The 25,854-nt window shown below is 42.3% G+C and carries 25 protein-coding genes and 2 pseudogenes; 17 read left to right on the top strand and 10 right to left on the bottom strand.

The genetic code is table 11. The features are described from left to right. Positions 1-93 precede the first annotated feature (93 nt). Complete coding sequence (mnmG, locus tag ACLFKQ_RS03560; RefSeq protein ID WP_448999445.1) at positions 94-2,010, bottom strand: tRNA uridine-5-carboxymethylaminomethyl(34) synthesis enzyme MnmG; 1,917 nt, start codon at positions 2,008-2,010, stop codon at positions 94-96. Positions 2,011-2,203: 193 nt separating this feature from the next. Between mnmG and ACLFKQ_RS03555 the strand changes: the two genes are divergently transcribed. Further along, positions 2,204-2,995, top strand: a complete 792-nt coding sequence (locus ACLFKQ_RS03555; protein WP_448998513.1) for a glutathione S-transferase — start codon at positions 2,204-2,206, stop codon at positions 2,993-2,995. Between the two features lie 142 nt (positions 2,996-3,137). On the opposite strand, the gene ACLFKQ_RS03550 is transcribed toward ACLFKQ_RS03555, so the two are convergent. Further along, the gene (locus ACLFKQ_RS03550; RefSeq protein ID WP_448998512.1) at positions 3,138-4,358 is read right to left on the bottom strand and encodes a DUF790 family protein; all 1,221 of its coding nucleotides are present in this window, start codon (positions 4,356-4,358) and stop codon (positions 3,138-3,140) included. A 54-nt stretch (positions 4,359-4,412) separates the two neighbouring features. On the opposite strand from ACLFKQ_RS03550, the gene ACLFKQ_RS03545 reads away from it, so the two are divergent. After that, a complete protein-coding gene (locus tag ACLFKQ_RS03545; RefSeq protein WP_448998511.1) occupies positions 4,413-5,267 on the top strand; it encodes a tetratricopeptide repeat protein in 855 nt (284 codons plus the stop codon). Between the two features lie 72 nt (positions 5,268-5,339). Here the strand turns inward: ACLFKQ_RS03545 and ACLFKQ_RS03540 are convergent, their stop codons facing one another. Continuing rightward, positions 5,340-5,912 (bottom strand): TetR/AcrR family transcriptional regulator, encoded by a 573-nt coding sequence (locus tag ACLFKQ_RS03540; RefSeq protein WP_448998510.1) that lies wholly within the window; start codon positions 5,910-5,912, stop codon positions 5,340-5,342. Between the two features lie 102 nt (positions 5,913-6,014). On the opposite strand from ACLFKQ_RS03540, the gene ACLFKQ_RS03535 reads away from it, so the two are divergent. From ACLFKQ_RS03535 to ndhM, 3 genes are all read left to right on the top strand, one after another. Continuing rightward, entirely contained in the window at positions 6,015-6,569 is a 555-nt protein-coding gene (locus ACLFKQ_RS03535; RefSeq protein WP_448998509.1) for a carboxymuconolactone decarboxylase family protein, read from the top strand. A 160-nt stretch (positions 6,570-6,729) separates the two neighbouring features. Next, complete coding sequence (locus tag ACLFKQ_RS03530) at positions 6,730-7,239, top strand: inorganic diphosphatase (RefSeq protein WP_448998508.1); 510 nt, start codon at positions 6,730-6,732, stop codon at positions 7,237-7,239. Positions 7,240-7,553: 314 nt separating this feature from the next. Next, positions 7,554-7,913: an NAD(P)H-quinone oxidoreductase subunit M gene (ndhM, locus tag ACLFKQ_RS03525; RefSeq protein ID WP_448998507.1), complete on the top strand. Its 360-nt coding sequence runs from the start codon at positions 7,554-7,556 to the stop codon at positions 7,911-7,913. Here ndhM and mtnA read toward each other — a convergent pair. Then, complete coding sequence (mtnA, locus tag ACLFKQ_RS03520; RefSeq protein WP_448998506.1) at positions 7,910-8,977, bottom strand: S-methyl-5-thioribose-1-phosphate isomerase; 1,068 nt, start codon at positions 8,975-8,977, stop codon at positions 7,910-7,912. The genes ndhM and mtnA overlap by 4 nt on opposite strands. Before the next feature lie 345 nt (positions 8,978-9,322). Between mtnA and ACLFKQ_RS03515 the strand changes: the two genes are divergently transcribed. Both ACLFKQ_RS03515 and ACLFKQ_RS03510 read left to right on the top strand, forming a co-directional pair. Then, on the top strand, positions 9,323-9,535 hold the full coding sequence (locus tag ACLFKQ_RS03515; protein ID WP_448998505.1) for a DUF2839 domain-containing protein: 213 nt from the start codon (positions 9,323-9,325) through the stop codon (positions 9,533-9,535). 87 nt (positions 9,536-9,622) lie between these two features. Then, positions 9,623-10,252, top strand: a complete 630-nt coding sequence (locus tag ACLFKQ_RS03510) for a CPP1-like family protein (RefSeq protein WP_448998504.1) — start codon at positions 9,623-9,625, stop codon at positions 10,250-10,252. A 3-nt stretch (positions 10,253-10,255) separates the two neighbouring features. Here ACLFKQ_RS03510 and ACLFKQ_RS03505 read toward each other — a convergent pair whose 3' ends face one another. Then, positions 10,256-10,951, bottom strand: coding sequence for an HAD family hydrolase (locus tag ACLFKQ_RS03505; protein ID WP_448998503.1), 696 nt, complete (start codon positions 10,949-10,951; stop codon positions 10,256-10,258). Between the two features lie 335 nt (positions 10,952-11,286). Between ACLFKQ_RS03505 and ACLFKQ_RS03500 the strand changes: the two genes are divergently transcribed. Further along, complete coding sequence (locus ACLFKQ_RS03500) at positions 11,287-14,265, top strand: peroxidase family protein (protein WP_448998502.1); 2,979 nt, start codon at positions 11,287-11,289, stop codon at positions 14,263-14,265. 493 nt (positions 14,266-14,758) lie between these two features. Here ACLFKQ_RS03500 and fghA read toward each other — a convergent pair. From fghA to petM, 4 genes and pseudogenes are all read right to left on the bottom strand, one after another. Beyond that, a pseudogene (gene fghA / locus ACLFKQ_RS03495) lies at positions 14,759-15,395 on the bottom strand (S-formylglutathione hydrolase); the annotation flags it as partial. 20 nt (positions 15,396-15,415) lie between these two features. After that, complete coding sequence (gene thyD / locus ACLFKQ_RS03490; protein WP_448998501.1) at positions 15,416-16,333, bottom strand: thylakoid membrane protein ThyD; 918 nt, start codon at positions 16,331-16,333, stop codon at positions 15,416-15,418. 43 nt (positions 16,334-16,376) lie between these two features. After that, positions 16,377-16,745 (bottom strand): photosystem II reaction center protein Psb28, encoded by a 369-nt coding sequence (gene psb28 / locus ACLFKQ_RS03485; protein WP_448998500.1) that lies wholly within the window; start codon positions 16,743-16,745, stop codon positions 16,377-16,379. A gap of 154 nt (positions 16,746-16,899) precedes the next feature. Further along, positions 16,900-17,037 (bottom strand): cytochrome b6-f complex subunit PetM, encoded by a 138-nt coding sequence (petM, locus tag ACLFKQ_RS03480; RefSeq protein WP_448998499.1) that lies wholly within the window; start codon positions 17,035-17,037, stop codon positions 16,900-16,902. A 138-nt stretch (positions 17,038-17,175) separates the two neighbouring features. On the opposite strand from petM, the gene pdxA reads away from it, so the two are divergent. Continuing rightward, entirely contained in the window at positions 17,176-18,234 is a 1,059-nt protein-coding gene (pdxA, locus tag ACLFKQ_RS03475; RefSeq protein ID WP_448998498.1) for a 4-hydroxythreonine-4-phosphate dehydrogenase PdxA, read from the top strand. A 107-nt stretch (positions 18,235-18,341) separates the two neighbouring features. Here pdxA and ACLFKQ_RS03470 read toward each other — a convergent pair whose 3' ends face one another. Next, positions 18,342-19,148, bottom strand: a complete 807-nt coding sequence (locus tag ACLFKQ_RS03470; RefSeq protein ID WP_448998497.1) for a hypothetical protein — start codon at positions 19,146-19,148, stop codon at positions 18,342-18,344. Between the two features lie 173 nt (positions 19,149-19,321). Here ACLFKQ_RS03470 and lpxB point away from each other — a divergent pair, with 173 nt between their 5' ends. The 8 genes and pseudogenes from lpxB (at position 19,322) to ACLFKQ_RS03430 (ending at position 25,848) form a co-directional block, all read left to right on the top strand. After that, a complete protein-coding gene (lpxB, locus tag ACLFKQ_RS03465; protein WP_448998496.1) occupies positions 19,322-20,482 on the top strand; it encodes a lipid-A-disaccharide synthase in 1,161 nt (386 codons plus the stop codon). Between the two features lie 167 nt (positions 20,483-20,649). Continuing rightward, on the top strand, positions 20,650-20,811 hold the full coding sequence (locus tag ACLFKQ_RS03460; RefSeq protein ID WP_448998495.1) for a hypothetical protein: 162 nt from the start codon (positions 20,650-20,652) through the stop codon (positions 20,809-20,811). 12 nt (positions 20,812-20,823) lie between these two features. After that, positions 20,824-21,264, top strand: a pseudogene (locus ACLFKQ_RS03455) (chemotaxis protein CheB); the annotation flags it as partial. Continuing rightward, a complete protein-coding gene (locus ACLFKQ_RS03450) occupies positions 21,244-21,651 on the top strand; it encodes a hypothetical protein (protein ID WP_448999444.1) in 408 nt (135 codons plus the stop codon). The pseudogene ACLFKQ_RS03455 and the gene ACLFKQ_RS03450, both read left to right, overlap by 21 nt. Next, complete coding sequence (locus ACLFKQ_RS03445) at positions 21,648-22,949, top strand: CheR family methyltransferase (protein WP_448998494.1); 1,302 nt, start codon at positions 21,648-21,650, stop codon at positions 22,947-22,949. Before ACLFKQ_RS03450 ends, ACLFKQ_RS03445 begins: the two co-directional genes overlap by 4 nt. Beyond that, positions 22,900-24,309 carry a PAS domain-containing protein gene (locus ACLFKQ_RS03440; RefSeq protein WP_448998493.1) on the top strand — a complete coding sequence of 470 codons (1,410 nt, stop codon included), beginning with the start codon at positions 22,900-22,902 and terminating at the stop codon, positions 24,307-24,309. The genes ACLFKQ_RS03445 and ACLFKQ_RS03440 overlap by 50 nt, the downstream gene beginning before the upstream one ends. Continuing rightward, a complete protein-coding gene (locus ACLFKQ_RS03435) occupies positions 24,275-25,729 on the top strand; it encodes a hybrid sensor histidine kinase/response regulator (RefSeq protein ID WP_448999443.1) in 1,455 nt (484 codons plus the stop codon). Before ACLFKQ_RS03440 ends, ACLFKQ_RS03435 begins: the two co-directional genes overlap by 35 nt. Further along, entirely contained in the window at positions 25,720-25,848 is a 129-nt protein-coding gene (locus tag ACLFKQ_RS03430) for a hypothetical protein (protein ID WP_448998492.1), read from the top strand. Before ACLFKQ_RS03435 ends, ACLFKQ_RS03430 begins: the two co-directional genes overlap by 10 nt. Positions 25,849-25,854 lie beyond the last annotated feature (6 nt).

Raw genomic sequence — 25,854 nt, 5'->3', positions numbered from 1 at the left:
AGTTATAGCGCTTACGAAATACTAGATAGTACCTAGATGATTCTCTACCGATTTAGAAAATGACAAACTTTTAGAATAATTCAATTTGTCTTGCTACTTGGCGATCGCTCGATCTTTAGCTCGTGATTGAATTTCCAGATACACTAGCAAAGCATTAACATCGGCGGGATTGACTCCACCAATACGGGATGCTTGTCCGATGGTCAGTGGTTTTACTTGGTTGAGTTTTTCTCTTGCTTCCATCGAGAGAGTTTCGATCGCCAGATAATTCAAGTCCGGAGGAAGTTTGCGCCGAGCGTGACGGCTAACTTGTTCGATTTGAGTTTCTTGGCGTTTGATGTAGCCGGAATATTTGATATCGATTTCTGCCCCTTCAGCTTCGCAGGAAGTCAGTTCGGGAGCGTCCAAACCGTGACGCTTTAAGTTGGCGTAGTGAAAACCAGGGCGACGTAATAGATCGGCGAGAGTTATCGAGCCTTTAATTTTTTGTTTGGTTTCTGCCGCGATCGCGATTCCTACTTCATCTCTTTCTTTGATTCTGGTTTCGTAAAGTCTTTCTTTTTCGGCGGCAATTTTTGCCTGTTTTTCCGAATATAGCTGCCAGCGGCGATCGCCAATTAAACCAATTTCTCTGCCCAAAGGAGTCAAACGGCGATCGGCATTATCAGAGCGTAAAACCAAACGATATTCCGACCGACTGGTTAACATCCGGTAGGGTTCTCGTAAGTCTTTGGTACACAAGTCGTCGATTAGGGTTCCGATGTAGCTTTGTTCTCGAGCCAAAATAACTTCCGGTTCTTCTCTAACAAATCTTACGGCATTTATTCCTGCCACCAATCCTTGAGCGGCAGCTTCTTCGTAGCCAGTGGTACCATTAATCTGTCCGGCGGCAAACAAACCCGCAACTTTTTTAGTCATTAAAGTCGGATAGCACTGGGTAGCCGGCAAGTAATCGTACTCGACAGCATAAGCGGGACGTAGCATGATGCAGTTTTCCATTCCGGGTAGCGTCCGCAACATTGCCAACTGCAATTTTTCTGGCAAACCAGTGGAAAATCCTTGAATGTAGAGTTCGGGAATATCTCTGCCTTCGGGTTCGATAAAGATTTGGTGACTGGCTTTATCGGCAAAACGCACGATTTTATCTTCAATACTAGGACAATAACGCGGTCCTTTAGCATCCACCCAACCACCATAAACCGGAGATAGATGTAAGTTTTCTTGAATAATTCGATGGGTTTCGGCGGTAGTGCGAGTAAGATAACAGTTCATTTGTTCGCGCTCTACCCAAGCTTCGGGGTCGAAACTAAACCAGCGTGTTTCTGGATCGGGAGGCTGTACTTCCATTTTGCTGTAATCGACCGATCGCTTGTCTACCCTAGCTGGCGTACCAGTTTTCAATCTTCCCGTTTCAAACCCTAACTGGTTGAGAGTGTCGGTCAAACCCTCGGTGGCAAACTCTCCTGCCCTCCCTGCTGGCATGGACTTATTACCAACCCAAATTTTGCCACCTAAAAAGGTTCCCGTAGTGAGAATGACTGCCCGAGCAGCAAAACAAGTGCCAAAATAAGTTTCAATGCCAATTACCTCATCGTTTTTACCCAAGACCAAGTCGGTAACCATGCCCTCGCGGACGCTCAAGTTCTCTTGATTCTCCACGATTTGTTTCATAATTGCTGCATATTCCCGCTTGTCGGTTTGCGCCCGCAACGCCCAAACCGCAGGTCCTCTTGAAGAGTTGAGTACCCGTTTTTGCAAATAGGCGCGATCGCTAACTTTGCCGATTTCACCACCCAAGGCATCGACCTCATGAACTAACTGGGATTTAGCAGGTCCGCCTACAGCTGGATTACAGGGTTGCCAGGCAATTTTATCGAGATTTAAAGTCAGCATCAAAGTACAACAGCCCAATCGCGCTGCCGCTAAAGCCGCTTCGCAGCCAGAGTGCCCGCCACCGACTACGATAATGTCAAAACTTTCTTGAAACTCTACGGGATGAGATACGGTCATTTTAATTATTGGTTTGAGTTTATCGAGCAATATTAATATTTTAATATTGGATACCAGTTCGGTAAGAAGCGATCGCCTTTCAGTAATTAATACACTTAAGACATAAGAAACTTTTGACTTTTGATTGATGTAATCAATAGTCAAAAACGGTATATTGGCGATCGTGAACGTTAATTTATTCTAAGGAGTCCCAATGCTGGAGTTATATCAGTTTGAGCTATCTCATCATTCAGAAAAAGTACGACTCATTCTCGATTACAAACAGTTAGAATACCGCAAAGTTGAGGTTACTCCGGGCGTTGGACAGATAGAATTGCTGCAAAAGTCAGGCAGTCGCCAAGTACCCGTGCTTAAAGATGGGGGTACTTATATCGCCGACTCTACAGAAATCGCTATGTATTTAGAGCGTAAGTACCCAGAACGTCCTATTATCCCTACAGAACCTCTAGCTAAAGGACAGTGCTTGTTAATCGAAGAGTGGGCTGACGAATCCATCGCTCTCAAAGGGCGCAAGGCTTTTATCGGTGCTTTAAACCGCAATCAGAATTTTCGAGCCGATTTACTACCAAAAGACACTCCCGATTTTGTCAAGACAGTAGTCGGTGCGATTCCCGGTGACTTACTGGATGTCTTGGGTTCTGGCGTAGGGTTTGGCGGCGATGCCGTGAAAGAAGCCACCAAAGGCTTACAACAAGACTTAGAAGCTCTTTGTCTGATCCTTGAAGAACGTCCTTATTTAGTCGGCGATACTCCTACCCTGGCAGATTTAGCTGTAGCTGGATTGAGTATTTTGTTGAAATTTCCCGCCGGTTCTTATCTGGATATTCCCGAACAGCTTAAAGGTAAAGGCATTCCCGGACTCGCGGACAATATCGTCTACGAACCGTTTTTTGCTTGGCGCGATCGCCTTTATACTGAGTATCGTCAGGGTGGCAATATTATCTCAGCTAGCGGCTCTTCTCCAACATCTATCGATATTGAATAGCTTTTTTCGTTTCTTTTTGGTTGAGATGAGTCAATGGTAAAAAGCAATCGCTATTTAGTCGTTGGCTTTTTATTTTCTAGTTAACCTAAGTTCGGGTGAAAGCTAATAATCATTCCCCAAGTCTCAACCCGAACTTACTATACTAAGGCTCGAGAACCTCCAAAACCGCTTGAGGCTGTAGTTTACTCTTAAACCAAACAACTCGATTGGGAAGATTAGTAAATTTTACTCCTGCTTTTTCTAAATTGAGTCTTTCTGAAACAGCCAAAATCAAATTATCAGCATCAGCATTATTAACTTGATAAAATTTCTTTCTGAGATATTCTGGTCGCCAATAACCAACTATTTCCAATAAAAAATCTCTGCCGTCGGGATGCACTAAGCGAAAATCGGGAATCATGACGCTACCAGGCAGGGGGACGAGATCGACTTCTCTTTCCAATCTCCATTCAGTTTTAGCTTTCGCCCAGTTTTTGACAAAAGAAGCTTCCAACATACTGTCGTATGGTTTACCAGGAGGATAGTGAGAAACCAAATCGCAGCGATCGCTCTCTAAGTTAAATTTACCTGGTTTGACATTACCAGAGTAGGGATCGCGGTTTTGTAATTTGGCTTGTAAACTCCACTTACTGACATGCAGCAAAGCAGGAATCATTTTTGCCAAAGCTAAACCATAACGAGTGCTGGCTTTAAATAAGCTTGCCGGACCGTCGAGAGTAAGGGTAAAACCAGTGTCGGCATCACCTTCAATATATGCCATTAGCTGGAATAATTTGAGATAGCGAAATAGTAGTTTGTATTCTCCTGGGTCGTTACGGTGAGCATTAATCACCACACTGGTAGCGCGATAGAAAATTCCCTGTACTTGACCCAGATTATACCGGTGTAGCAAGGCTTCGGCAACGGGAGAATCGAATTGAGTCAAAATGCGATTTTCCTGTAAGTCCGCATACAAACCCGTTTCTATTTCCTGTCGAGATACGTTGCGGTTTAATTCTCCGGCTAGAGTATTGGCGATCGCTTCAAGCGTCTGACTGCGGTAACGGGGAATAGTTGGCGTTTTCGCTGCTTCGATAAATACTCGTTCTCTGAGAATTTGTGGTTCGAGAGGACTTATAATTTCAAAAGTAGAGAAGCTGTTGCGTAATAAATGTGCCAAGCCTCTTCTAACCCGATAATCGGGGCTATTTCCTTCTAATTCGAGTAGTTGGCAATCCAGTTCTCCTTGGGTTTTACCCACACAGTTTTGGAAACAGGCGATCGCTTCTTCAGCTAAAGCTAGAGTCCGGTTATCGATGGTTAACTTTTTGGGAACGATCGTCTCGCCACTATGCCTGTAAATCAATAAATCGCTTTTGAGCATGAAAATCTTTTAAGTTTAAATCTTAAATTCGCGCAAGTAATCAAACCTCGAACAATGGCTAATCAGATGTTTAAACCTCTAGAATGCAGACCAGATAACTATCAAGGATGGTATCAGCAAGGCAATGCTTTACGCGAACGAGGCTCTTACCCGGAAGCTCTAGCAAGTTACGAGCGTGCCCTAGAATATCACCCTCACGACTATTGGGCATGGTATCGTAAGGGAGTAGTTCTAGAAAAGCTGGGTGAATATCGGCAAGCTTTAGAAAATTATCATCAAGCTGCAGTTATCAAACCGAGGAATTATTGGGCTTGGTATCAGCAAGGCTGCATTTACCTTCAAGAATTAGCCAGGTATGAAGAGGCAATTAGTTGTTTCGAGAAAGCTTTAGCCACTTATCCCGACGACTATTGGGCGACTTATCGTTTGGGGGAAGCATGGCGCAAACGAGCGGACTATCATAGAGCGATCGCTTACTACCAACGAGCATTAGAATTACGTCCCAACGATTTTTGGAGCTATTATCGGCAGGCAGAAACTTGGCAACAATGGGGGAGGTTAGCATTGGCTCTAGCTAGTTACAATCTTGCCTTGTCTATTCGACCCAGTGATTATTGGGCATGGTATCAAAAAGGTATTATCTCAGAGCAGTTACAGTGTTTTCCAGACGCTATTTTGTGTTACGAGCGCGCTTTGAGTACTACTCCCGAATCGGAGCCCGTTTATTATCGTTTGGCTTGCTGCTATCGGCAGTTGAATAAATTCGACTTGGCAATTATTAATTTAGCAAAAGCGATCGATCTCTATCCCGAAGAATACTTAGAAATAGTAGTTTCCGAACCAATATGGCAAGAATATCGTCAACAGCCTGGTTTTCAATCTTTAATTGCTAAGAGAAAACAGCGATAGGATTTGTAAATTTAACTCGCTGCGCTCGAAGGAAGAAGGGTAAATTCTTCCTTCTGTTTAACAGTTTTTGACTTAATTAACTACGGAGCGATCGATTAGGGCGGACAATACCTGTTGTGCGTAGTTGGCACCCTCGGAAAACCCTTCAATTGTTGCCATCAAACTGGCCCCTCCAATTAGCAATAAATATTGCTGCGAAAACGATCTGGCTTCCTTCACTCCTGCTTGTTCGGCTAGTCGCTCGATCTGCATCCGAATTGATTCTCTTACTTTTACTGAAATATCATGAGCGGGATGAGAAGCATCGGCTATTTCTAGCACTGCATTAATAAAAGGACAGCCTCTAAAATCTGGACTAGCATACCATTCCCGCAATACATCAAAAGTAGCTAGCAGTTTTTCTTTTGCTGTATTGCCACGATCCTCTACTGCTATTTCAAACCAGCGTAACCATTCTTTAGCTCGATATTTCATTACTTCTTCTATTAGTTCGTCTTTAGAAGCGAAATGTCGATAAAGCGTTCTTTTAGCTACTCTGCTGGTAGCAATAATTTCGTTGATACCGACTTTTTGAATTCCTTTTTGATAAAAAAGCCATGAAGCAGTTTCTAAGATTTGCTGCCGTGGATGATTGGTAGATGACATTTTTGATTTTAAGTAGACAAAGTTGTCTTTATAGGTATATACTATCAACCAAACTTGGTAGACAAGTTTGTCTCCTAATTGATTGAATTGAGAATTTAAGCTATGGAATTTACCATTCATACCCTAGAAACAGCCCCAAGTGACTCGAAAGAAGCATTGGCTCACGCGAAAGAAACTTTTGGCTTTATCCCTAATTTAGAAGGCGTACTTGCAGAAGCACCAGCTTTATTGAAGGGTGCGATGACTCTATGGGATTTGTTTGAGGCTACTAGTTTTACTCCTATCGAACGGCAGGTTATTTATCTAACAGCCAATTATGAAAACGCTTGTAGTTACTGTATGGCAGCCCATTCAGGTTTGGCAAAAATGACAGGAATGTCGGAGGAAAATATTGAAACCCTAAGAAATGGAACACCAATGCTAGAGCCAAAGTTACAGGCATTACGTCACTTTACTCAAAAAATGCTACAGACTCGTGGCTGGGTAGAAGACAGTGAAATTGAAGCGTTTATAACTGCTGGATATAGCAAACAGCAAGTACTTGAAGTGATTTTAGGTATTGCGATTAAAGTAATGCACAACTATACGAACCACATTGCTGAAACTCCTTTAGATCGGCAATTTAAACCCAACGTTTGGAAAAAGCCGACTACCTAACAACAGTTTAAACCCAGATATTTTTGTCAAGTAAATCGCGATCGCTTTAGCTGAAGTAAAAGAGTATATGTATTTGGAGCTAATCTTCAGGTAAAATGCTTCATGGCTGCCCGATCGCAGTCGAGAAATACAGCCGGAAGTTATTTAGCTAGAAGTTTTTATGGACTTATCACTCATCCCCCCCCAACCAAAACCTGATGTGGTTAACGTTTTGATTGAAATTCCCGCCGGAAGTAAGAATAAATACGAATTCGATAAATACCTGAACGCTTTCGCTCTAGACCGCGTTTTATTTGCTTCGGTGAGATATCCCTACGACTATGGCTTTATTCCTAACACTCTAGCCGATGATGGCGATCCTCTCGATGGTATGGTAATTATGGATCAGCCTACTTTTCCTGGATGTGTAATTGCTTCTAGACCTATTGGTATGCTAGAAATGATTGACAGTGGCGATCGCGATGAAAAAATTCTCTGCGTTCCTGTTGACGATCCGCGCTACAAAGAAGTTCATTCCCTTAAAGATATTGCCGTGCATCGTTTAGATGAAATTGCCGAATTTTTTAGAACCTATAAAAACCTCGAAAAGAAAGTTACAGAAATCTTGGGCTGGAAAGACGTAGAGGCAGTTAAACCAATGGTCGAACAATGCGTTAAAGCATATAAATAATTAATTTATCGCAGGAGTCACCCGGTCAACAGTAAAATTTAAGCGCAGCGAATATTTGCCAATTAGCTGTTGGGAAGATAATCCTAACGGGGAAACTGTAAAATGCAAATAAAGCTAGATCGACTAAATTGGAACTAGAGCGTCAGGCGATCGCCAGCGGAAGGTTTAATCACATAGATTTAATTATCTTGGTTTTGCCTTTTGCTTGGAACTGACGGGAAGTTTAAATCCACGTAACCAGCCCAACTGCATTCGGCATCTCGTGACTCCTGTTCTATCATCTCAATTGCTTAATTTTTCATCCAATCTAAATAATGACATTTATTAAATCCACTACCCGCCACATTCGTATTTACACTGCTGAAGTTGAAAATAACGAATTTACTTATAGTGATAACGTACTAACCTTAGATGTCGATCCAGATAATGAATTTAACTGGAGTGAAGATGCCTTGCAAAAAGTTTATCGTCAATTCGATGACTTAGTAGAAGCAAGTAATGGAGAAGATTTAACCGAGTACAATCTACGACGTATCGGCTCCAACTTAGAACATTTTATTCGCTCGTTACTCCAAAGTGGCGAAATTTCCTATAATTTAGGTTCGAAAGTCCGTAACTATAGCATGGGTTTGCCGAAGATGGAAAGCCCCGATACCGAAAAAAAATATCTTTAATCTCCTTTGATTATGGCAGTTCGGCGAGCAACCAGAGAGTCAGGCGCGATCGCACCTTTTTCGGTAATAATGGTGGTAATCAATGATGCCGGTGTGACATCGCGGTCTGGAGTGTAAAATTCGGCTTTGGGCGAACAGATCTTAGTTCGACCGATTTGGTAGATTTCTGAAGCATTCCGCTCTCTAACTAAAATTTCTTCTCCCGATGAGAGTTCGAAATCAATGGTAGAAAAAGGAGCGGCAACAAAAAAAGGAATATTATGAGCTTTAGCGGCTAAGGCTAGAGAATAGGTACCAACTGTATTGGCAGTATCTCCATTAGCTGCGATCGAATCTGCACCAACGATTACGGCATCAATCTTTTTTTGCCGCATGCAGTAAGCCGCCGTGCTATCGGTAATTACCGTAACGGGGATGCCCTCTTGCAAACATTCCCAGGCAGTGAGTTTAGCTCCTTCAAAGCAAGGACGAGTTTCACCAGCATAGAGCATTTGCAAACGGCGATTATACCATGCAGCTCTAACTATCCCCAAAGCAGTACCGTAACCCGCAGTAGCTAGAGAACCAGCATTACAGTGAGTTAAAATATTCAAGGATTGGGGATGGGAAGGAAGAACGGACAAACCGAGATTGCCAATCTCCCGACAAATGTTTAAATTTTCTAACTGTATTGCCTGGGCTGTTTGTAATAAAGTTAGTTTGAGTTCTTCAACCGAACCAAAAGTTTCATAAGCCGTCTTTAACATCTGAGCCACCGCCCAGGTCAAATTGACTACTGTCGGGCAAGTCTGACGTAAATCTGTAGCCACCTTTTCTAATTGCTGTAAAAATTCATCTCGCTGGTTAGTTTCGATTTCTAAGGCACCTAAATACATCCCATAAGCAGCCGCAACCCCAATCGCCGAAGCACCGCCGACAATTTTGGTTTCAATTGCTTTGACTATGTCTTCGCTGCGGTGGATTTCGACAACGCCATATTCACTAGGCAAGCGAGTGCGATCGATTAATAAGACTTTATTTTGATGCCAAACTACAGGGTAAATGCGATCGGAAAAAGAAGCCATAAATAAATAAATATATAATTAACTATAAATATATAATTAACTATAAGTTTTAGCGAATGCTGGAGTTGGTTATTGTTGTGGAGGAGCGCTACATTAACTTCTTAAAAGTGTTACCTGCGATAAACGCTCCATCTGCCGCTCGAACCTTTTTGACCTAAAACGATCGAGCTAGCAAGACAATTACAGCGAGTAGCCCTTTGCTCCTAATATTTAGTATTATTATTACAAAGTTGTCGATTTTAGATTGAGTAATTAAAACTAAGCTGAAGAATAAATAGTGTACTCCAAACCTCAAAAAACGTTACGATCGAGGAGTAAAAGTATTATTAGCGATAGATTGAAATTATGGGAGAAGCAAAAAGACGCAAAGCCGCATTAGGAGAAAAATACGGACAAGATACTAAAATCTTGTCTTGGTTACCGATTACCAAAAATCAAGCTGAAAAATTTGTCAAATGGACTACCAGAGGAGCTTGGATCGGAATTGGAGTGGCGATCGCCACTTGGCTGACCGTTAGATTTATCGGTCCTGCCTTGGGTTGGTGGGAAGTATACTAAATAAGTTTGATAACTACATCATCGAGCGACTAAGTGCCAAACAAAAAACGTTAATCTAGATCGGTTAGAGATTGGAGAGAGCAGATCGTGAGCGAACAAAATCCCTACGAACAACTTGGAGTTAGTGAAAGTGCCTCTTTTGAAGAAATTCAGGCAGCTAAAGAACGGCTTTATGAAAAATATGGCAACGACAGCAATGTTTTAGAAAAAGTTGAAACTGCCTATGATTCGATCATTATGGATCGGCTGAAATTACGGCAAGAAGGAAAAATTAAGGTTCCCGAAAAAATTCGCTTTCCCGAACGCAGTGTGGAGAAGAAGCCATCTAAACCCGTTTCTATGGTCAACAGCAATCCTCCCGATTGGCTGGGAGAGTTTCTCGATACACCCTCTAAAGCTGATATCTTATTACCCTCGGCAGTATATTTAGTTTTGGCGAGCATTGCAGTTTTTTCTCAAAATAGCGCAACTTCTTTGCTGCCTCTGTTGATGTCACTGGGATTCATCGCGAGCTTTTACTTTCTCAATCGAAAAGAAAACCGTTCTGGAAGAGCTTTTTTAATCAGTTTGGTCGCCTTGCTATTGGGAATTGGACTTGGAACCGCTGGTGCTAACTTGTTAGTCGGTCAGAGTGGCGGTGGAGTTTTAGGTGCCGATCACTTTGCTGCGGCAGTTACATTTTGTCTGTTCTGGCTAGCAAGCTGTTTTTTACGCTGATGGTCAACAAGACAACCAGCAAGAAGTCGAGATCGCCTCTACAGCTTCTTGTAAGTTATTAACGATTAAATTCGGTTGATAGTGTTCTAAACGCTGGCGATCGCGAATTCCCGATAAAACTCCAATTACCTTAACATTGTGGGTTTGAGCAGCGACGATATCTGCTTCTGTATCTCCTACCATCCAAATATCCGCTACTGGTGGCAATTCTGCTAAGGCTTTTTTCATCAGCCTCGGTTTATCCTGCACGTCTGTAGTTTTAGAGTAGTCATTTGGCAAACAGTAACGACGGTTTTTGGGAAAAAAGCCTTCGAGATCGTACTGTTGAAAGGCCGCATTTAGCTCGCAATCGCGCCTCATAGTCATGACTACTAGATCGAATCCCAAGTATTGAGCTTTAGATAGTGCCTCTGTGGCGCCAGCGATCGGTTTGTCATATACGAGATAGGGTAAGCTATGTACTGTCACTTTACGCAGGTGGGCAAATTCTCGTGCTTGCGCTTCATTTAAGCCCGATTTTTTGCCGATTTCTCGTTGGGGAACCCGCGCTCGCTTGAGTCGCCAGAACTCATCTTTGGGCAGTTGATGAATTTCTTGTTGGGGAAACCGTACCCGTTCTAAGCAATATTGGTAAACGCGATAATAGCGATCGCTTACGTCTATTATCGGTCCATCAAAATCAGTAATCAGTCGCAGCATTCCCCTTTCAGCCCCAATTGTTAAGTTTTATTTATTATACACGCATTACTTTGGAGATTCCCAAATCCTTGTAAATAGTGGGTTTGGACGACTTTTTTGATTTTTGTATTTGCTACATAAATTACAACCGTCAAACATAATACATTAACAACTTAAAAAATAACACAATTGAGTTACAGATACTGCTTAGTTTTACTAGCCGATCTATGACAAGCACAGCATAAATATCCAAAGTCGAACGTATCTCTTATTCAAGCAAAGTTATTTCTAGTGAAGCTCTTAAAGCTCTTAATTTCTTACAAAAAACTCTATTTTCTCAATTGGAAGCAAAAAAAATGGCTAATATTGATATTAGAAAAATTGACGGCACTGACAATCAACCCCAAGACCTCGGTCAGGCAAACGATCTCTTAATTAGATTATTCGAACCTGCCTACGAAGACGGCTACAATGCACCTAGAGGCGGGTTTGATAGTAATTTACCAAATCCTCGTGAAATTAGTAACGTTATCTCCGACCAAGAAGAGGATACAGGCAATCCCCTTAGCGCTAGTGACTGGCTTTGGCAATGGGGACAGTTTATCGACCACGATTTGAGTCTTAACGAAAATGTAGGAAATCCTGAAGCAGTTGAAGATCCTCAGGATGTCACACCTATTCCTATTATCAACCCCGACGATCCTCTTTTTAATAATCAAGAATTCACTGAAAATGGTCGTCCTCAAGAATTACCTTTTATTCGGGTACCAGCAGCAGAAGGCACTGGTGTACCGGGAACTCCACGGCAACAAGAAAACCAACTAACCAGCTTCATTGACGGTTCTCAGGGATATGGCTCCGAACTAGAAAGAGCCGCAGCCAAGCGTACCGATTTGGGTAATAGCTTTTTCGGTCTATCCGAGCTAGAAGAAACTCCACCCAGAGGAATTACTCCCTTTGATGGCAAGTTACTAGTTGCTAATGACGACTACAACACCAATGGGGATCTCAACCCAGAAGGAGGCGATCCCTTCAATGAATCTGGTGAAATATTACTACCCTACAACCGTGCCAGACCAGGATCGGAGAACGCTAGTGGTGGTAGAGAACTGGGTGAAAACGGATTTATCACTGGCGACATTCGGGTCAACGAGCAACTGGGCTTAATTTCGGTTCACACTCTCTTTGTTAGGGAACACAATTTACTGGTGGATAAAATCGCCTCTAATCTCGATGCTGGAGAGAAGGCAATTACCGAACTTTACCAACGGTATCGCGATGAATACGTACCCTCTCTAAATTTAGATTTCGAACCTAGCGAGGAACAAATTAGGGGTGAATTCCTCTACGAAGCAGCTCGCGCGGTAATAGGAGCAAAAACTCAGGTAATTACTTACAAAGAATTTTTACCTCTATTGATTGGTAAAGATGACCCCGACAGCTTAGAAACTATCGATTCCGATCTTAGAAAATCTTCAGATCCTAGAATTAGCAACGAATTTGCCAATGCTGCTTTTCGAGTAGGACATACTTTACTTAATGAGCAGTTACGTACCATAGATCCTAACGGCTTAGAAGATATTCCTTTGGCGGATGCTTTCTTTAATCCCGATGTCGTCAGTGAAAACGGGGTTGACCGCCACCTTATCGGTCTTTCCTACCAACAAGCTAACAATATCGATAATCTAATTGTCGATGCAGTCAGAGAATTTCTCTTCCCTGCGGGACAAGGTGGTTTTGACTTAGCCGCAATTAACATTCAGCGCGGTCGAGATGTGGGTCTACCAGGCTATGTGGAAGTTTACAACTCTCTATTCCCCGATGAAGCACCTATCCGTACCTTTGACGATTTAGACCGTGTATTTGGCGCAGAAGTCGCCGACTTATTCGAGCAGGCTTATGACGGTGTAGACCAAATTGACCTCTGGATTGGTGGTATTTCTGAGATAGCGGGAGATAATCAGGGTTTACTCGGTCCCACCTTCTCAGCAATTATCGAAGATCAGTTTGCCAGACTAAGACAAAACGATCGCTTTTTCTATCTCGACCAGCTAGAAGATTCCCAATCTTTCTTGAGTGTCGTTACTGATACTATCGATCTCGATCTTGAAGAACTGCGTCTATCTGACGTAATTCGCAATCATGTTGTCAACCCCGAACTAGTTCCCGACGATGCTTTTACAGTTCCTTTCGATAATGAAATTATTGGTACCGACAATAATCAACGACTAGAAGGTACTGCAAGCAACGACTTAATTAATGCTTTGGGCGGCAACGATAACATTGAAGGTGGAGACAGCGACGACATCCTCTTCGGTCAAGCTGGCAATGATACCATTGACGGTGGAGATGGTAATGATTCCTTGTTCGGCGGTGCAGGTAGGGACGTTGTAGAAGGTGGTTTGGGAGACGATCTCTATCTGTTTGGACTAGAAACGGCATCTGGAGATACTATTAACGATGCTGGCGGTTCCGATACTGTCATTATCACTCCTGAAGATCTTAACGTCAGCGATCCTGCCAATCCCTCTGCTGCCAATACGACTATTAGCATCGCCCCTCCTCATAAAGGCGCGGTTGGAATTGAAAAAGTCGGTACCGATCTGATTATCGATGTCAACAGTGACGGTGTTGCTGAGTCCGCCAGCGATTTGACCATTAGCAACTTCTTTAGTGATGGAGAAACGGTTGAGACAGGAACGGGCTTTATTGAAAATATCAATAATCTCTCTGGAACGGAAATTCTCGAAGCCTATTCCAGTCTAGATCTGACCGGTGGAACCGCACAAATTGCTTATGTGGCATACTACGGCAGACCAGGAGATTACTCAGGACTTGAGTTTTGGAACGATACTCTTATAGAGAACGAAGTGAGTTACGCTCCACGACAAGGCGATATTTTAACAGGAAGTCAAGCCGATGTCTATAATCGAGTTGTCGATGCGTTTGGTAATGCACCAGAGGCAGCGCGTCTCTTTGGCGGATTCGATAGTGACAGGGAAAGAGTCAATCAAGTCTATCGATTTGCTTTCAACCGCGATGGAGATGAAGCAGGACTGGACTTCTGGACAGAACAATTAGAGGCAGGTAATGTGACTCTAGCTACCTTTGCTTTAGAAGTTGCGTTGGGTGCCCAAAATAATGATATCGTGGTACTCAACAATAAAATTCATAGTGCGGATCTATTTACCAATGGTATGGATATGCCAGCAGAAAGAGACGCTTATAGTGGTCCCGAAGCCGAAATTTACGGCAGGGAGTGGCTGAGCAACTATGGTCTGACAACTAGTACTCAAACTAATGTTGATTCAGCTTTGAACGATTTAGTTAGTTAAAAATCGAGTCTAGCTGATAATAGTAACTAAGAAAGATACATTGATATTAACTCATGATATTGATGTATCTTTGTTTATGTCGCACGATTAATTAGTAAGATCGAGTTTAATACCTTAGATGAGTGTTGGACTTACAGCAGTTTTCGTCTGGGTAGACCAGATCTAGATCTGAGACAGGAGGCAGGAGGACGGAGCTTTCAAGGACTCGAATGCGATTCGAGTCACAGCCCCTCCAGAAGTCAGAGTAAAAAAGTCGATCGGTTGTGTTATATTCAACTGAAACTCGCAGTAAAAAGCTGCGACCGCGAATGACAATTTTGGTTTATTTGCAAACTAAAATTAAGTTATTTCCTGCTTGATGAAAGTCCACTCAAGATATTCTCGTGGTGCGACTTTTAAGGCTTCAGTCAAACTTTGGTTATCGCTAAATTTAATCTGGGATAGGTAGGATGCTTCAACTTTAACGGTAAACTTATTGATAGTTTAACTGAGTCTGTTTGACCAATTCGCTAGCATCGTAATTTTTCCAAATTGCGCGATCGCGACCTAAATAGGTAGTAAAGGCTTTTTCTTCCCAGGGACAGCTCATCGGCGCGGCAATGGGAGCAAAAGCAGATACCGAAATATACTTATCGAGATTTTTTAAAGCACAAATTAAGGCTTCGTGTCCACCCATAGAATGCCCGAAAATACTTTGTTTTTCTGGGATTACGGCAAAATTGGCAGCAATTAGTTCTGGTAATCTTGGGTAACGTAGCTATACATCTGATAGTGCTGTTTCCAAGGTCGAACGGTAGCATCGAGATAAAAACTCGCACCGCTATCGATGTCCCAGTCGTTATTTTCTCCAGATATTCCCGTGTTGCGGGGACTAGTGTATCGGGAGTAACTAACATAATGCCGTGTTAGGAAGCACATTTTTGTGCCCCTGCTTTAACGGTAAAATTTTCTTCGGTGCAGGTTAAACCAGAAAGATAGTAGAGAATGGAAACGGGCTGAGCTTTCGCTTGGGGTGGCACGTAGACGGCAAAATTCATCTCACAATTACAAGTTGCCGAAGCATGGGAATAATAGGCGACAGTTCCACCGAAGCAGAGATTTTCCGATCTTAGTTGAAGAGAATTAGTCATAATTCTAAGTCAGCCTGTGGTTAAGTAACGATTTCTGCCAACGCCGGTCGAAGCTCTGGATATTGATAGTTAAAGCCAGCAGTTTGAGTTCTTTGGGGCAATACCTGTTGACCTTCTAGGACTACCTGCGCTCCATCTCCCAAGAGTAACTCTAAAACAAAATGGGGAACGGGCAGCCAAGAAGGGCGATTCATTACCTTACCTAAAGTTTGGCTGAGTTGAGACATTCTCACGGGATTGGGTGAAGTAGCATTGTAAACTCCTTCCAGATCCGAGTTGGCGATCGCTTCAGAGATTAAATTCACCAGATCTTCGCGATGAATCCAAGAAAACCACTGATTGCCGCTACCTATAGGACCACCGGCAAACATTTTGAACGGTCCGATCATTTTACCCAATGCGCCGCCGTTAGCCAAAACGATCCCAATGCGCAAAATAACCAAGCGCACTCCATACTCAGTAACTGGTTTGGCTGCTGCTTCCCACTCTTGACAGACTCGGGCTAAAAAATCATTACCAGGGGAACTGCTTTCAGTAAACGTAGCAGTTTCACTAGTGCCATAGTAGCCGATCGCCGAACCACTAACTAGAACTTGCGGCTTGTCTTCTGCCTTGGCGATCGCCTCGACTACTTTTTCCGTCACCTGTTGACGACTATTCATAATCGCCTGCTTTTTCTCCTTCGTCCAGCGTTCGGCGAGGGGTTCACCTGCTAGATTGACCACGGCATCACAACCCGAAATTTTTTGTTGCCAGTCTCCGGAGGCTTGGGGAGTGTATTTTACTGTCTCCAAGTTGGAAAAAGCCGTACTGGGAAAAATTCGTTGGGCTTTGTTTGGGTTGCGGGTAAAAACTACTATTTGGTGTCCTTCGCGATTGAGTTTTTCAACTAGACGAGTACCGACAAGTCCGGTTGCTCCTGTAATTGCTATTTTCATGGTTTAAAAATAATCGACTTGGTATATGGAGAGGTTCGCATTGTTAATGTTCGCCGTATTCCATACCGTTTGCTTCAGCGTAACGTTCCATAAAGCGGGTAAATCTTTGCCAGTGTGCTTCTGGTTCGATTTCGAACTTGCATTCGACTCTTTTTAATTCGTTCCCCTCATCACCGCCAAAAATTATTTTTAAAGAGGACGGACGAACCAAAATATCTCCTTCTGAGTCTTTCAGACGTAACTCTTTTGCCGCTCCTTTAGTGAAGCTATTAAACTTTTCTAAAGCATTTAAAGATTCAAACACCATAAGTACATTGCGAACTCCTGTTTTTTTATTACGCCGCAAACTTACACCGCTTAAATCTTCGGAAATACCTTGAAAAAATTCAATTGAAGGAATGGCAGAGGACATCAATAACTGTTTACTGTTGATTTGATTTATGGTTACTTATTTAACAATAGTATCTAAATTTGGGTAATTATCGATCGCCAGTCTGACTCTAAAAACTAAAGCGATCGTTTGTTGGGCGACCGCTTCTTGAAAAGATTTAATTAAACTAAAATATTTATGGTCTAATATTATCAGTTTGTTCGGTTTCTTCGCCGCCTTGAATTTTAAGTAGTAAAAAGCCCCAACTCAACCCTACTAAAGTCAGAACTATAGATAAAATTATTCCGTTAAATAGCATACTTTCAGCACTCATCTCAATTTCTCCTAATTATTTGTTTAATATTTATTCAAGGATTGAGCCTACCTCATCGATTATTAATCATACTTTAGATCGCCCCCAGAACGGGATTTTTGTCCTGGCGATTGCCTAAGTCGCGCAACCTAAAGTTTTATGTCAGTTCCTCATCTAGCAGTTACCATGGGCGATCCAGCCGGAATCGGCTCGGAAATAATTTTAAAAGCTCTAGCAGATTCGACTCTCACTCACACTCAAAACTGTTGCATCACAGTGGTAGGGAATCGTTCGCTCTTAAAAACTACTTACGAATATTTATTACATAATAGCCAGCTAAAACCAGAAGATTTAGCCGATCCCGAAGATTTATTAGTTGTAGATCTTCCTTGGGAGGGAAAGATAAACTTCGGTAGAGGTGATGCTGTTAGTGGAGGATTTAGTTTTGCCTGTTTAGAACGAGCGATCGCCTTAACTCGCGCCGGCAAATTTCAAGGTATTGTCACCGCACCGGTCGCTAAATTTCTTTGGAAAGCTGCAGGATACGATTATCCAGGTCAAACTGAAGTTTTAGCTCAAAAGGCAGGAGTAGATCGCTTTGGCATGTTATTCGTAGCGCGATCGCCCCATAGCGATTGGCAGTTATGCACTCTTCTTGCTACTACTCATATTGCTCTAGCAAAAGTACCTCAAACTCTAACTCCTGAGTTATTGTCTGAAAAATTAAGTTTGTTAATCGACTGTTTAAAACGAGACTTCGGCATCGAGCGACCTCAAATTGCGATCGCGGGATTAAATCCCCATAGCGGTGAAGCAGGGCAACTGGGAACCGAGGAAAAAGATTGGTTGAATGCTTGGTTGAGCGGGGAACGAGCTAAATATCCTCAAGCAGAGTTAATCGGACTAATTCCCCCAGATACGATGTGGGTCAAACCAGGACAGGCTTGGTACGGTAATCTGGACAATAGCGATCGCCCTTTAGCTGCTGATGCCTATCTTGCCCTATATCACGACCAGGGATTAATCCCAGTTAAGTTAATGGCATTCGACCGTGCCATCAACACTACAATTGGGCTGCCGTTCGTTCGAACTTCACCCGATCACGGAACGGCATTCGATATTGCCGGTCGCGGAATTGCCAATCCCAGCAGCATTATCGCCGCGATCGAACTAGCCGCACGGATATGTATTCAAAGAAGTAGCAAAAATACTAAATAGCTTCTGGTTTTCTATCGCTCGCCAATTAATGTCAAGACAAATGGCTATGCATTCTTCTCGAGCGAGAATTGCTGAATCCTTCAACTTCGTCGAACCCTGATTAAATTTTAGGCTTCGGTTTGGCAATTACTGCACTGAGAATCGACTTGACGAGCAGGATGACCGAACCAAGAAGATTCCTCTCGACCAGTATATTTTTCTTGCAGTAACTCTGATACCTGTTCCATATTGCCATCGGCACTAATCCAGCCATTTTCTAAATCGGGAAAGTCTTGCTTGCAGTTTACACATTTTTTATCAGAGTAAAAACGGATCGGACACCAAAATGATTCGACATTTCTTAGCATCTCAGTTCCTAAAGACCATACACCCGTCATCCAATCGCAGTATAAACACCAAATTAGGTCGTAGCCGATTAAGCCTTCAAACTTGTGTCGCGAAACGTTAACCCAGTCTTTTGCTTGATATTTAGGCAAACCAATTAATCCGGTTAGCGGTGGATAGACGATTACTTCGGCAAAACGAACGAACCAAAATACCGGAATTGCTAAAGCTGTAATCCAAATTGCCACATGGTTACGCCAACGCCCAAAAATACCGCTCATCGTGCGGGCAATTTTACCGCGATCGCGACGATCGCGGTTGACAAATTCATGTCCAATTATCCACATCCATAAAACGCTCAATTCCGCTAAAAGAGCTATTCCTACTCCCAGCCAACCACTTACTAACCAACCAATGGCTAGGGGTAGTAACATGAAATATGCTAAAACTAAATCGATACCGGGTGCAAAACAACAGAACTCTGCAAGATTTTTGCCCAATTTGCCCAAATGGGGAAGAGAATGTAAAACAATAGTACCTGCGACTAGAGCTATGACTAAGTATAAATAAAGCTTAATTGTTAGTTCCATGTTTTTACTCTCCCATGTAAAGAATCTCAAACAGCACTGCTTTAAAACTGTTTGTCATTTACGATATCGAATATTAGACAAAATAGGTGAAAACTTAATTAATATTTGTCTAGATTACAGGAATTTATTTTTAGGGTAGATAGTCGCACCAACCTCAATTTTTGAGTTTATCTATGCAAATTTTTATTAGTACGGGAGAGGTTTCGGGTGACTTACAGGGAGCGATGTTGGTTGAGGCTTTGTATCGCCAAGCAGCTCTTACCGGCATCGAGTTAGAGATTGTTGCTTTAGGTGGCGATCGCATGAAAGCAGCAGGAGCAAAGTTACTGGCTAATACTAGTAGTATTGGCTCGGTAGGATTGTTAGAGGCTCTGCCGTTTATCTTGCCTGCGTTAAAAATTCAACGGCAAACCCAAGAGTATTTAAGGCAATATCCCCCCGATCTTTTAGTTTTAATTGACTACCCTACTTCCAACTTGGCAATTGCTAGCTTTGTCAAAAAATATCTGCCACAAATACCGATAATTTACTATATTGCACCTCAAGATTGGGCAGTACCGATGTTAGGTAATGCTGACAAAATTGCTAAGCTCATAGATAAAGTCTTAGCAATCTTTCCTGATGAAGCTAACTATTTTAAAGCGCAAAATCTTGAGGTTATTTGGGTAGGTCATCCCCTATTAGATCGCTTACAAAATGCTCCAGATAGAGCGGCCGCTCGTCTGACCTTAGACATTCAACCCCAAGAGCAAATTGTTACTTTATTACCTGCTTCCCGCCGACAAGAAATTAAATATTTACTACCAATAATCTGCCAAGCTGCAAGAGAAATTCACCATCTCTTACCACAGGTACGATTTTTAATTCCGATTTCCCTAGAGAGCTATCGTCAAAAAATTACTGCTGCTGTCGCTGAATACGATTTACCCGCAACTATTTTAACGGGGGGTCAAACCCTAGAAGCGATCTCCGCAGGCGATCTGGCGATCGCCAAATCTGGTACGGTAAATTTAGAAATTGCTTTACTGAACATTCCCCAGGTAATAATTTATCGCCTCAATCCCTTTACCGCTCGGATTGCTCGTCATTTATTAGGATTTTCCATTCCTTTAATTTCTCCACCTAACCTCGTCGTTCGACGGGAAATAGTACCAGAACTAGTTCAAGAAAGAGCTACGGTGGCTAATTTACGCGATCGCGCTTTAGAACTTTTACTTAGTGCTAATCAGCGTGCTAGAGTTATTGCCGACTATCAACAAATGCGCTCTTTATTAGGAGACACCGGCGTGTGCGATCGCGCTGCCAGAGAAATACTTAAATCTCTGAGAGCCTAGAACTTTTCAACCGCAAGCTCGAAGTTTTTTATTTAGGTAAGATTGCTGTTTAGCCTCAACAGCAGCACGACGGTGTTAGTAGTTCTACGGTTACCAAAATTCAGGCCCATTTTGATAATGATACTGTCAATCGGCGGTAAGATGTCAAACATTTACTTAAATAACTAATGCCCGAAAACCACCAGCAAGACAGCGGTCGAACTACAAACAATAGCGATCTTTCTGAAAAAGCCAACAGCGAGCGTTTTTTTGTAGTCGGGATTGGCGCATCTGCAGGAGGACTTAAGGCTTTAGAAGAACTATTTGCCAATTTACCAATTGATAGCTGAGCGGCGTTTGTAGTCATTCCTCATTTGTCGCCCGTTCGTGAGAGTTTGATGAAAGAGTTACTGCAGCGCCATACCGAGATGATGGTTTATCGAATCATAGATCGTATGAAGTTACAGCCAAACTCGGTGTACCTCATTCCACCAGGTAAAAATTTGCAAGTGGAAGGAAGTTGGCTGCGTTTAGAACGACGCCACAAAAACCACAATCGCAGGTACGAAGTTAACTTTTCTGTCGATATCTTCTTGAAATCCCTAGCTAAAAACTTTGGTCGGCAAGCGATCGCCGTAATCCTATCTGGTTCTGGAAGTGATGGCACTCAAGGTATCAAAGCGATTAAAGAAGCAGAAGGAATCATTTTAGTCCAAGAGCCATCAACAGCAGAATTCGATGGTATGCTTTTAAGCGCGATCGATACGGGCGTAGTCGATCACATACTGCCACCTTACAAGATAGCTCAACTGATCTATCAATGTGCCATCATTCCTGATGATTTAGCTAAAGCTCACTTAGGTAAAAATATATGGCTCGATTCTTCTCGTCTCAAAGAAATTATCAATTTGTTAATTGAACAAGAAAACTTAGATTTTTCTCATTACAAAGCCACAACTATATCACGACGGATCGAGCGCCGGCGTTTGATTAATAACTTAGAAGATGTCGATGATTACATTAAACTGCTTAGAAATTCTCACCAAGAGAGAAAAAATTTAGGTTCGGACTTATTAATTAACGTTACACACTTTTTTCGAGATATTTCAGCTTGGGAAAACCTGAAAAACAATGTTTTACCTTTGCTTATCGAACAAGCTCAATCTCAAGAAGAACTGAGTTTTGGGTGACAGCTTGTTCCACGGGCGAAGAAGCCTATTCTCTAGCTATCTCGATCGATGAAACTTTAGAAGAGTCCCAACAGCAAATTCCCATCAAAATATTTGCTACCGATATCGATCGCAGCGCATTAGTGAAAGCCTCTGAGGGCATTTATCCCACATCTATCGCCAATGAAATCGACTCAGAACGACTACAAAAATATTTTATTGCCAGAGAGAATTCCTATCAAATAGTGCGCAAGATTCGTAAAAAAATTATTTTCTCAGTCCACGATTTGACCGACGATGCGGGCTTTAGTCGGATGCACTTTATTAGCTGCCGCAATGTTCTAATTTATCTACAACCTAAGTTACAAACTTTAGTACTGCGCAATCTTCACTTTTCTCTGGTTGCTAAGGGAATACTTTTTCTGGGAGAAGCCGAAACAGCCGAAACCCTGACCAGAGAATTTAAAACCCTCGACCGCCAATGGAAAATTTATCAAAAACGTCGCGATGTTAAAATGCCCCTTGGTTTTCAAGCCAAACATCGCTCTGCTGGAGCGACAACTAGGTCATGTTCGATTCAACCCCAGGAAAAATTGTATTTTGAGTCAATTATCGAACAAAGTCTCGACCAATTGTTAGCTGAATCCCAATCGATGCTCTTAATCGTCGATCGAAATCGTCGACTAGTTCATGTCTGTGGTAATAATGCAGCGAAAATTTTTAAGATCCCTGATGGCAAAATTACCACAGAGGCTTCTCAGATGGTAGTCTCAGCCTTACGACTACCTCTCGATACTGCTTTGCGCCGCGCCAAAGCAGAGCAAAAACCAATTGCTTACACCGGAATTAAGTTAGGACAGGGCGATAATACTCTTAGTATTAGTCTCACGGTCATACCACCAAATGAACCAGTAGCAGACAGTTCTCAGCCATTGCTATACTATCCTTCTAAACAGCAAACCGAGCAGTTTTGGCTAGTACGAATTAGGGAAGAAATTCCACTTCCGACAAAAATCGTACCCGAACAATTTGAGGTCAACGATGAAGCTCAAAGACGCAATTTAGAATTAGAGCAACAACTGCAGCTTACTCGTGCCAATTTAGAAGCATTAGTAGAAGAGTTAGACACCGCTAATAAAGAACAACAAGCTTCTAACGAAGAACTAGCTGCTGCTAATAAGGAACTGCAAAGCACCAATGAAGAACTACACACCTTAAATAGTGAGTATCAAGCCAAAATTCAAGAATTAACAGAACTCAATAACGATATTGATAATTCTACTGAACAGTACCGATATTGGGGTTATTTTCCTCGATAGAAAGCTGAAAATTCGCAAATTTACTCCTGCCGCTACTATAGCGATCGCACTCCGCAATACTGATATCGGTCGCCCCATTTCCGAACTTGCTTTTGAGATCGAGTGTTCCGATTTGCAGTCCTTATTCTTGCAAGTCTTGGGTAACCAAAAAACTGTAGAAAGAGAAGTCAAGTTAAATAACAGCAATTTATATTTATTGATGCGGCTCAATCCTTATCTATCGGAGGATGGTCGTAGGAATGGTATCGTAATTAGTTTTGTCAAGCTCAACGAAATTAAAAGACTTCAACGAAAATTGGAAACGACTCTCGAAGCATTAAGACAAAGCGAAGCCAGACTCAATCTAGCTATTTCTGCCGCCGACATCGGTACTTGGTTCTGGAAGCCACAAGACAACAGTTTTATTTGGGACAATAACGTTCATCATTTGTATGGTCTAACAGCAGTACAAATGCCTTGTTCTCTTACTGGTTGGTTAGAGCTAGTTCACCCCAACGACCGTCCTATTGTCGAAGAGCAGATCGAGGCTGCTTTTGCCGCTCAAAAATCTTGTCGAGTAGATTATCGAATAATTCTTCCTAATCGCAGGGAACGTTGGCTTTCAATTAGAGGAAAAGTTTACACCGATCCCCATTCCCATTCCCATTACATGGCGGGAGTAACCATCGATATCACGGACATTCGTTCGGTACAAGCTGCTCTAAAAACCAGAAAAGCCGAACTTGGAAAACTCAATCGCGAGCTAGAACAGAGAGTTGTCGAACGTACCACGGCTCTAGCTAATTTTAGTGAGAATTTTCGGGAGTTACATCGTTTGGCTACTAGTAAATACTTCAGAATTGAAGATTTATTTGACGATTATTTGCAAACTGGATGCAGTATACTCAATTTAGCTACTGGTGTTATTAGCAAAATTAGTGGTGACATTTATGAAGTTTTGGCGGTACTGTCTCCTCAAGCTATAACTTCGGGCAAAAAAGTCTACTGTCAGAATAATTATTATGGCGATGTTGTAGATAGGAAACAAACGATCGCCTATGCTGAAGTGAAACCTGACGCCCCAATTAACCAACACCCAATTTACCGCGATTTCCAGTTAAGCTCCTTTATCGGTACGCCAATTTTGGTCAATGGAACTCTTTTTGATACTTTAAGCTTCGCCGATACTCAAGTTAGAAGTCAAGAATTTGTTCCTTACGAACTAGAGATTGTCGAACTAATGGCAAGGGATATCGGACAGTCTCTAGCTTCCTCGAGGGCGGCTAAAGCACTTTTAGCTAGCGAAGCTCGCTGTTCGCAACACTTTCGAACAAGCAGCGGTAGGCATCGCTCATATATCTCTGGAAGGGAAATTTATTAATGTCAATCAGCGCTTTGGCGAGAGCGCTGGCTATTCAGTCGAGCGCTTAATTCAAATGAGCTTTACAGAAATTAGTTATCCTGATGATTTAGACATCGACCTCGAATATTTTCGGCAAATGCTAGCTGACCAACTGGTAGCTTATTCGGTCGAAAAACGCTACATTCGAGGTAATGGCTCGACAGTTTGGGTTAATTTAACCGTTTCGTCGGTCAAAAAAGATTCGGGAGAAATCGATTATCTGATTGCCGTTATTGAAGATATTAGCGATCGCAAACAGGCTGAAGCAGCTTTGGCTGAGAGCCGTACTCAACTAGAAAGAGCTAATCAGGCTAAAGACTCGTTTATCGCTCATATGGGACATGAGTTGCGAACTCCTCTCAACAGTATTATTGGCTTTAGCGAAATTTTGCAACGAGACCCCGAACTTTCTGCCCGACAGTCACAGAATGTCGATATCGTTCATCGTTCGAGTAAACACCTATTAACTTTGATTAACGATATTCTCGACTTTTCTAAAATAGAAGCTGGTAAATTAGACTTGGAAATCCAGAAGTTTAATTTAAACGATTTTTTACTAAATTTAGTCGATATTTTTCGCTTCCGTGCCCGTCAGAAAGGTCTACAATTCAATTATCAAGCGGACTCAAATCTACCCCACACTGTCGAAACCGATGAAACTCGACTGCGGCAGGTCTTATTAAATTTACTCGGTAATGCAATTAAATATACTCAGACGGGTAAAATCGTTTTCAGTGTCGGCTACCCTCGACATGCCGCTGATGACAATGGCAGCGATCCTAATTTATCTTCTTTAATTCGCTTTGAGATTAAAGATACGGGACGAGGCATTCCTGAAGACAAATTGGCGAGTATATTTTTACCTTTCGAGCAATTACCAGACGACATAGAAAATCACCAGGGAACGGGTTTGGGATTGACTATCAGTCAAAAAATTCTCCAACTTATGGGCAGCCAAATCAATCTAGAAAGTACTGTAGGCAAAGGTAGCAGGTTTTGGTTCGATCTCGAACTACCAGACAGTGAGCTTCCCGACTCCGAGCCACCTTTACAATTGCGAGCCATTAGCTCGTTAAAACAACCCCGCAAAATTTTAGTGGTAGACGATAATTTTGATAATCGTTATTTGTTAATTAACTATTTACGCCCTTTAGGTTTTATTTTAGAGGAAGCTGAAAATGGACAAACGGGCTTGATTAAAGCTGCAAGTTTTCAACCAGATGCCATTCTGTTAGATCTGGTCATGCCAGTTATGGACGGTAAAGCGATGACTGCTGAGATTCGCCGCAATTCTAGCTTACAGAACATTAAGATTTTTATTATTTCTGCTAATGTTCAATACCTGCGCGAGCGACAAGAGATTGATTGTAATGGCTTCTTACAAAACCCGTGGACTTAAAACAGCTTTTACAACTACTAGAGACGGAATTGTCTCTAGAATGGAGTACTCATAAAGATGCTAATGGCGATATAGATGACGATTTGTCGAATCTCAAAGTTCCTTCAGAACGAGACTAGTTCAGC

The organism is Myxosarcina sp. GI1(2024), from assembly GCF_053543375.1.
The sequence above is the reverse complement of the archived record's forward strand: the minus strand, read 5'-3'. Positions and strand labels throughout refer to the sequence as shown.

What these genes read in the sequence shown, in the direction of transcription:
- mnmG (WP_448999445.1), bottom strand. Translation starts at nt 2,010, where the DNA reads ATGACCGTATCTCATCCCGTAGAGTTTCAAGAAAGTTTTGACATTATC.
- psb28 (WP_448998500.1), bottom strand. Translation starts at nt 16,745, where the DNA reads ATGTCCTCTGCCATTCCTTCAATTGAATTTTTTCAAGGTATTTCCGAA.
- ACLFKQ_RS03505 (WP_448998503.1), bottom strand. Translation starts at nt 10,951, where the DNA reads ATGCTGCGACTGATTACTGATTTTGATGGACCGATAATAGACGTAAGC.
- ACLFKQ_RS03555 (WP_448998513.1), top strand. Translation starts at nt 2,204, where the DNA reads ATGCTGGAGTTATATCAGTTTGAGCTATCTCATCATTCAGAAAAAGTA.
- ACLFKQ_RS03540 (WP_448998510.1), bottom strand. Translation starts at nt 5,912, where the DNA reads ATGTCATCTACCAATCATCCACGGCAGCAAATCTTAGAAACTGCTTCA.
- pdxA (WP_448998498.1), top strand. Translation starts at nt 17,176, where the DNA reads ATGTCAGTTCCTCATCTAGCAGTTACCATGGGCGATCCAGCCGGAATC.
- ACLFKQ_RS03550 (WP_448998512.1), bottom strand. Translation starts at nt 4,358, where the DNA reads ATGCTCAAAAGCGATTTATTGATTTACAGGCATAGTGGCGAGACGATC.
- ndhM (WP_448998507.1), top strand. Translation starts at nt 7,554, where the DNA reads ATGACATTTATTAAATCCACTACCCGCCACATTCGTATTTACACTGCT.
- mtnA (WP_448998506.1), bottom strand. Translation starts at nt 8,977, where the DNA reads ATGGCTTCTTTTTCCGATCGCATTTACCCTGTAGTTTGGCATCAAAAT.
- ACLFKQ_RS03545 (WP_448998511.1), top strand. Translation starts at nt 4,413, where the DNA reads ATGGCTAATCAGATGTTTAAACCTCTAGAATGCAGACCAGATAACTAT.
- petM (WP_448998499.1), bottom strand. Translation starts at nt 17,037, where the DNA reads ATGAGTGCTGAAAGTATGCTATTTAACGGAATAATTTTATCTATAGTT.
- lpxB (WP_448998496.1), top strand. Translation starts at nt 19,322, where the DNA reads ATGCAAATTTTTATTAGTACGGGAGAGGTTTCGGGTGACTTACAGGGA.
- ACLFKQ_RS03460 (WP_448998495.1), top strand. Translation starts at nt 20,650, where the DNA reads ATGCCCGAAAACCACCAGCAAGACAGCGGTCGAACTACAAACAATAGC.
- ACLFKQ_RS03500 (WP_448998502.1), top strand. Translation starts at nt 11,287, where the DNA reads ATGGCTAATATTGATATTAGAAAAATTGACGGCACTGACAATCAACCC.
- ACLFKQ_RS03515 (WP_448998505.1), top strand. Translation starts at nt 9,323, where the DNA reads ATGGGAGAAGCAAAAAGACGCAAAGCCGCATTAGGAGAAAAATACGGA.
- ACLFKQ_RS03535 (WP_448998509.1), top strand. Translation starts at nt 6,015, where the DNA reads ATGGAATTTACCATTCATACCCTAGAAACAGCCCCAAGTGACTCGAAA.
- ACLFKQ_RS03530 (WP_448998508.1), top strand. Translation starts at nt 6,730, where the DNA reads ATGGACTTATCACTCATCCCCCCCCAACCAAAACCTGATGTGGTTAAC.
- ACLFKQ_RS03470 (WP_448998497.1), bottom strand. Translation starts at nt 19,148, where the DNA reads ATGGAACTAACAATTAAGCTTTATTTATACTTAGTCATAGCTCTAGTC.
- thyD (WP_448998501.1), bottom strand. Translation starts at nt 16,333, where the DNA reads ATGAAAATAGCAATTACAGGAGCAACCGGACTTGTCGGTACTCGTCTA.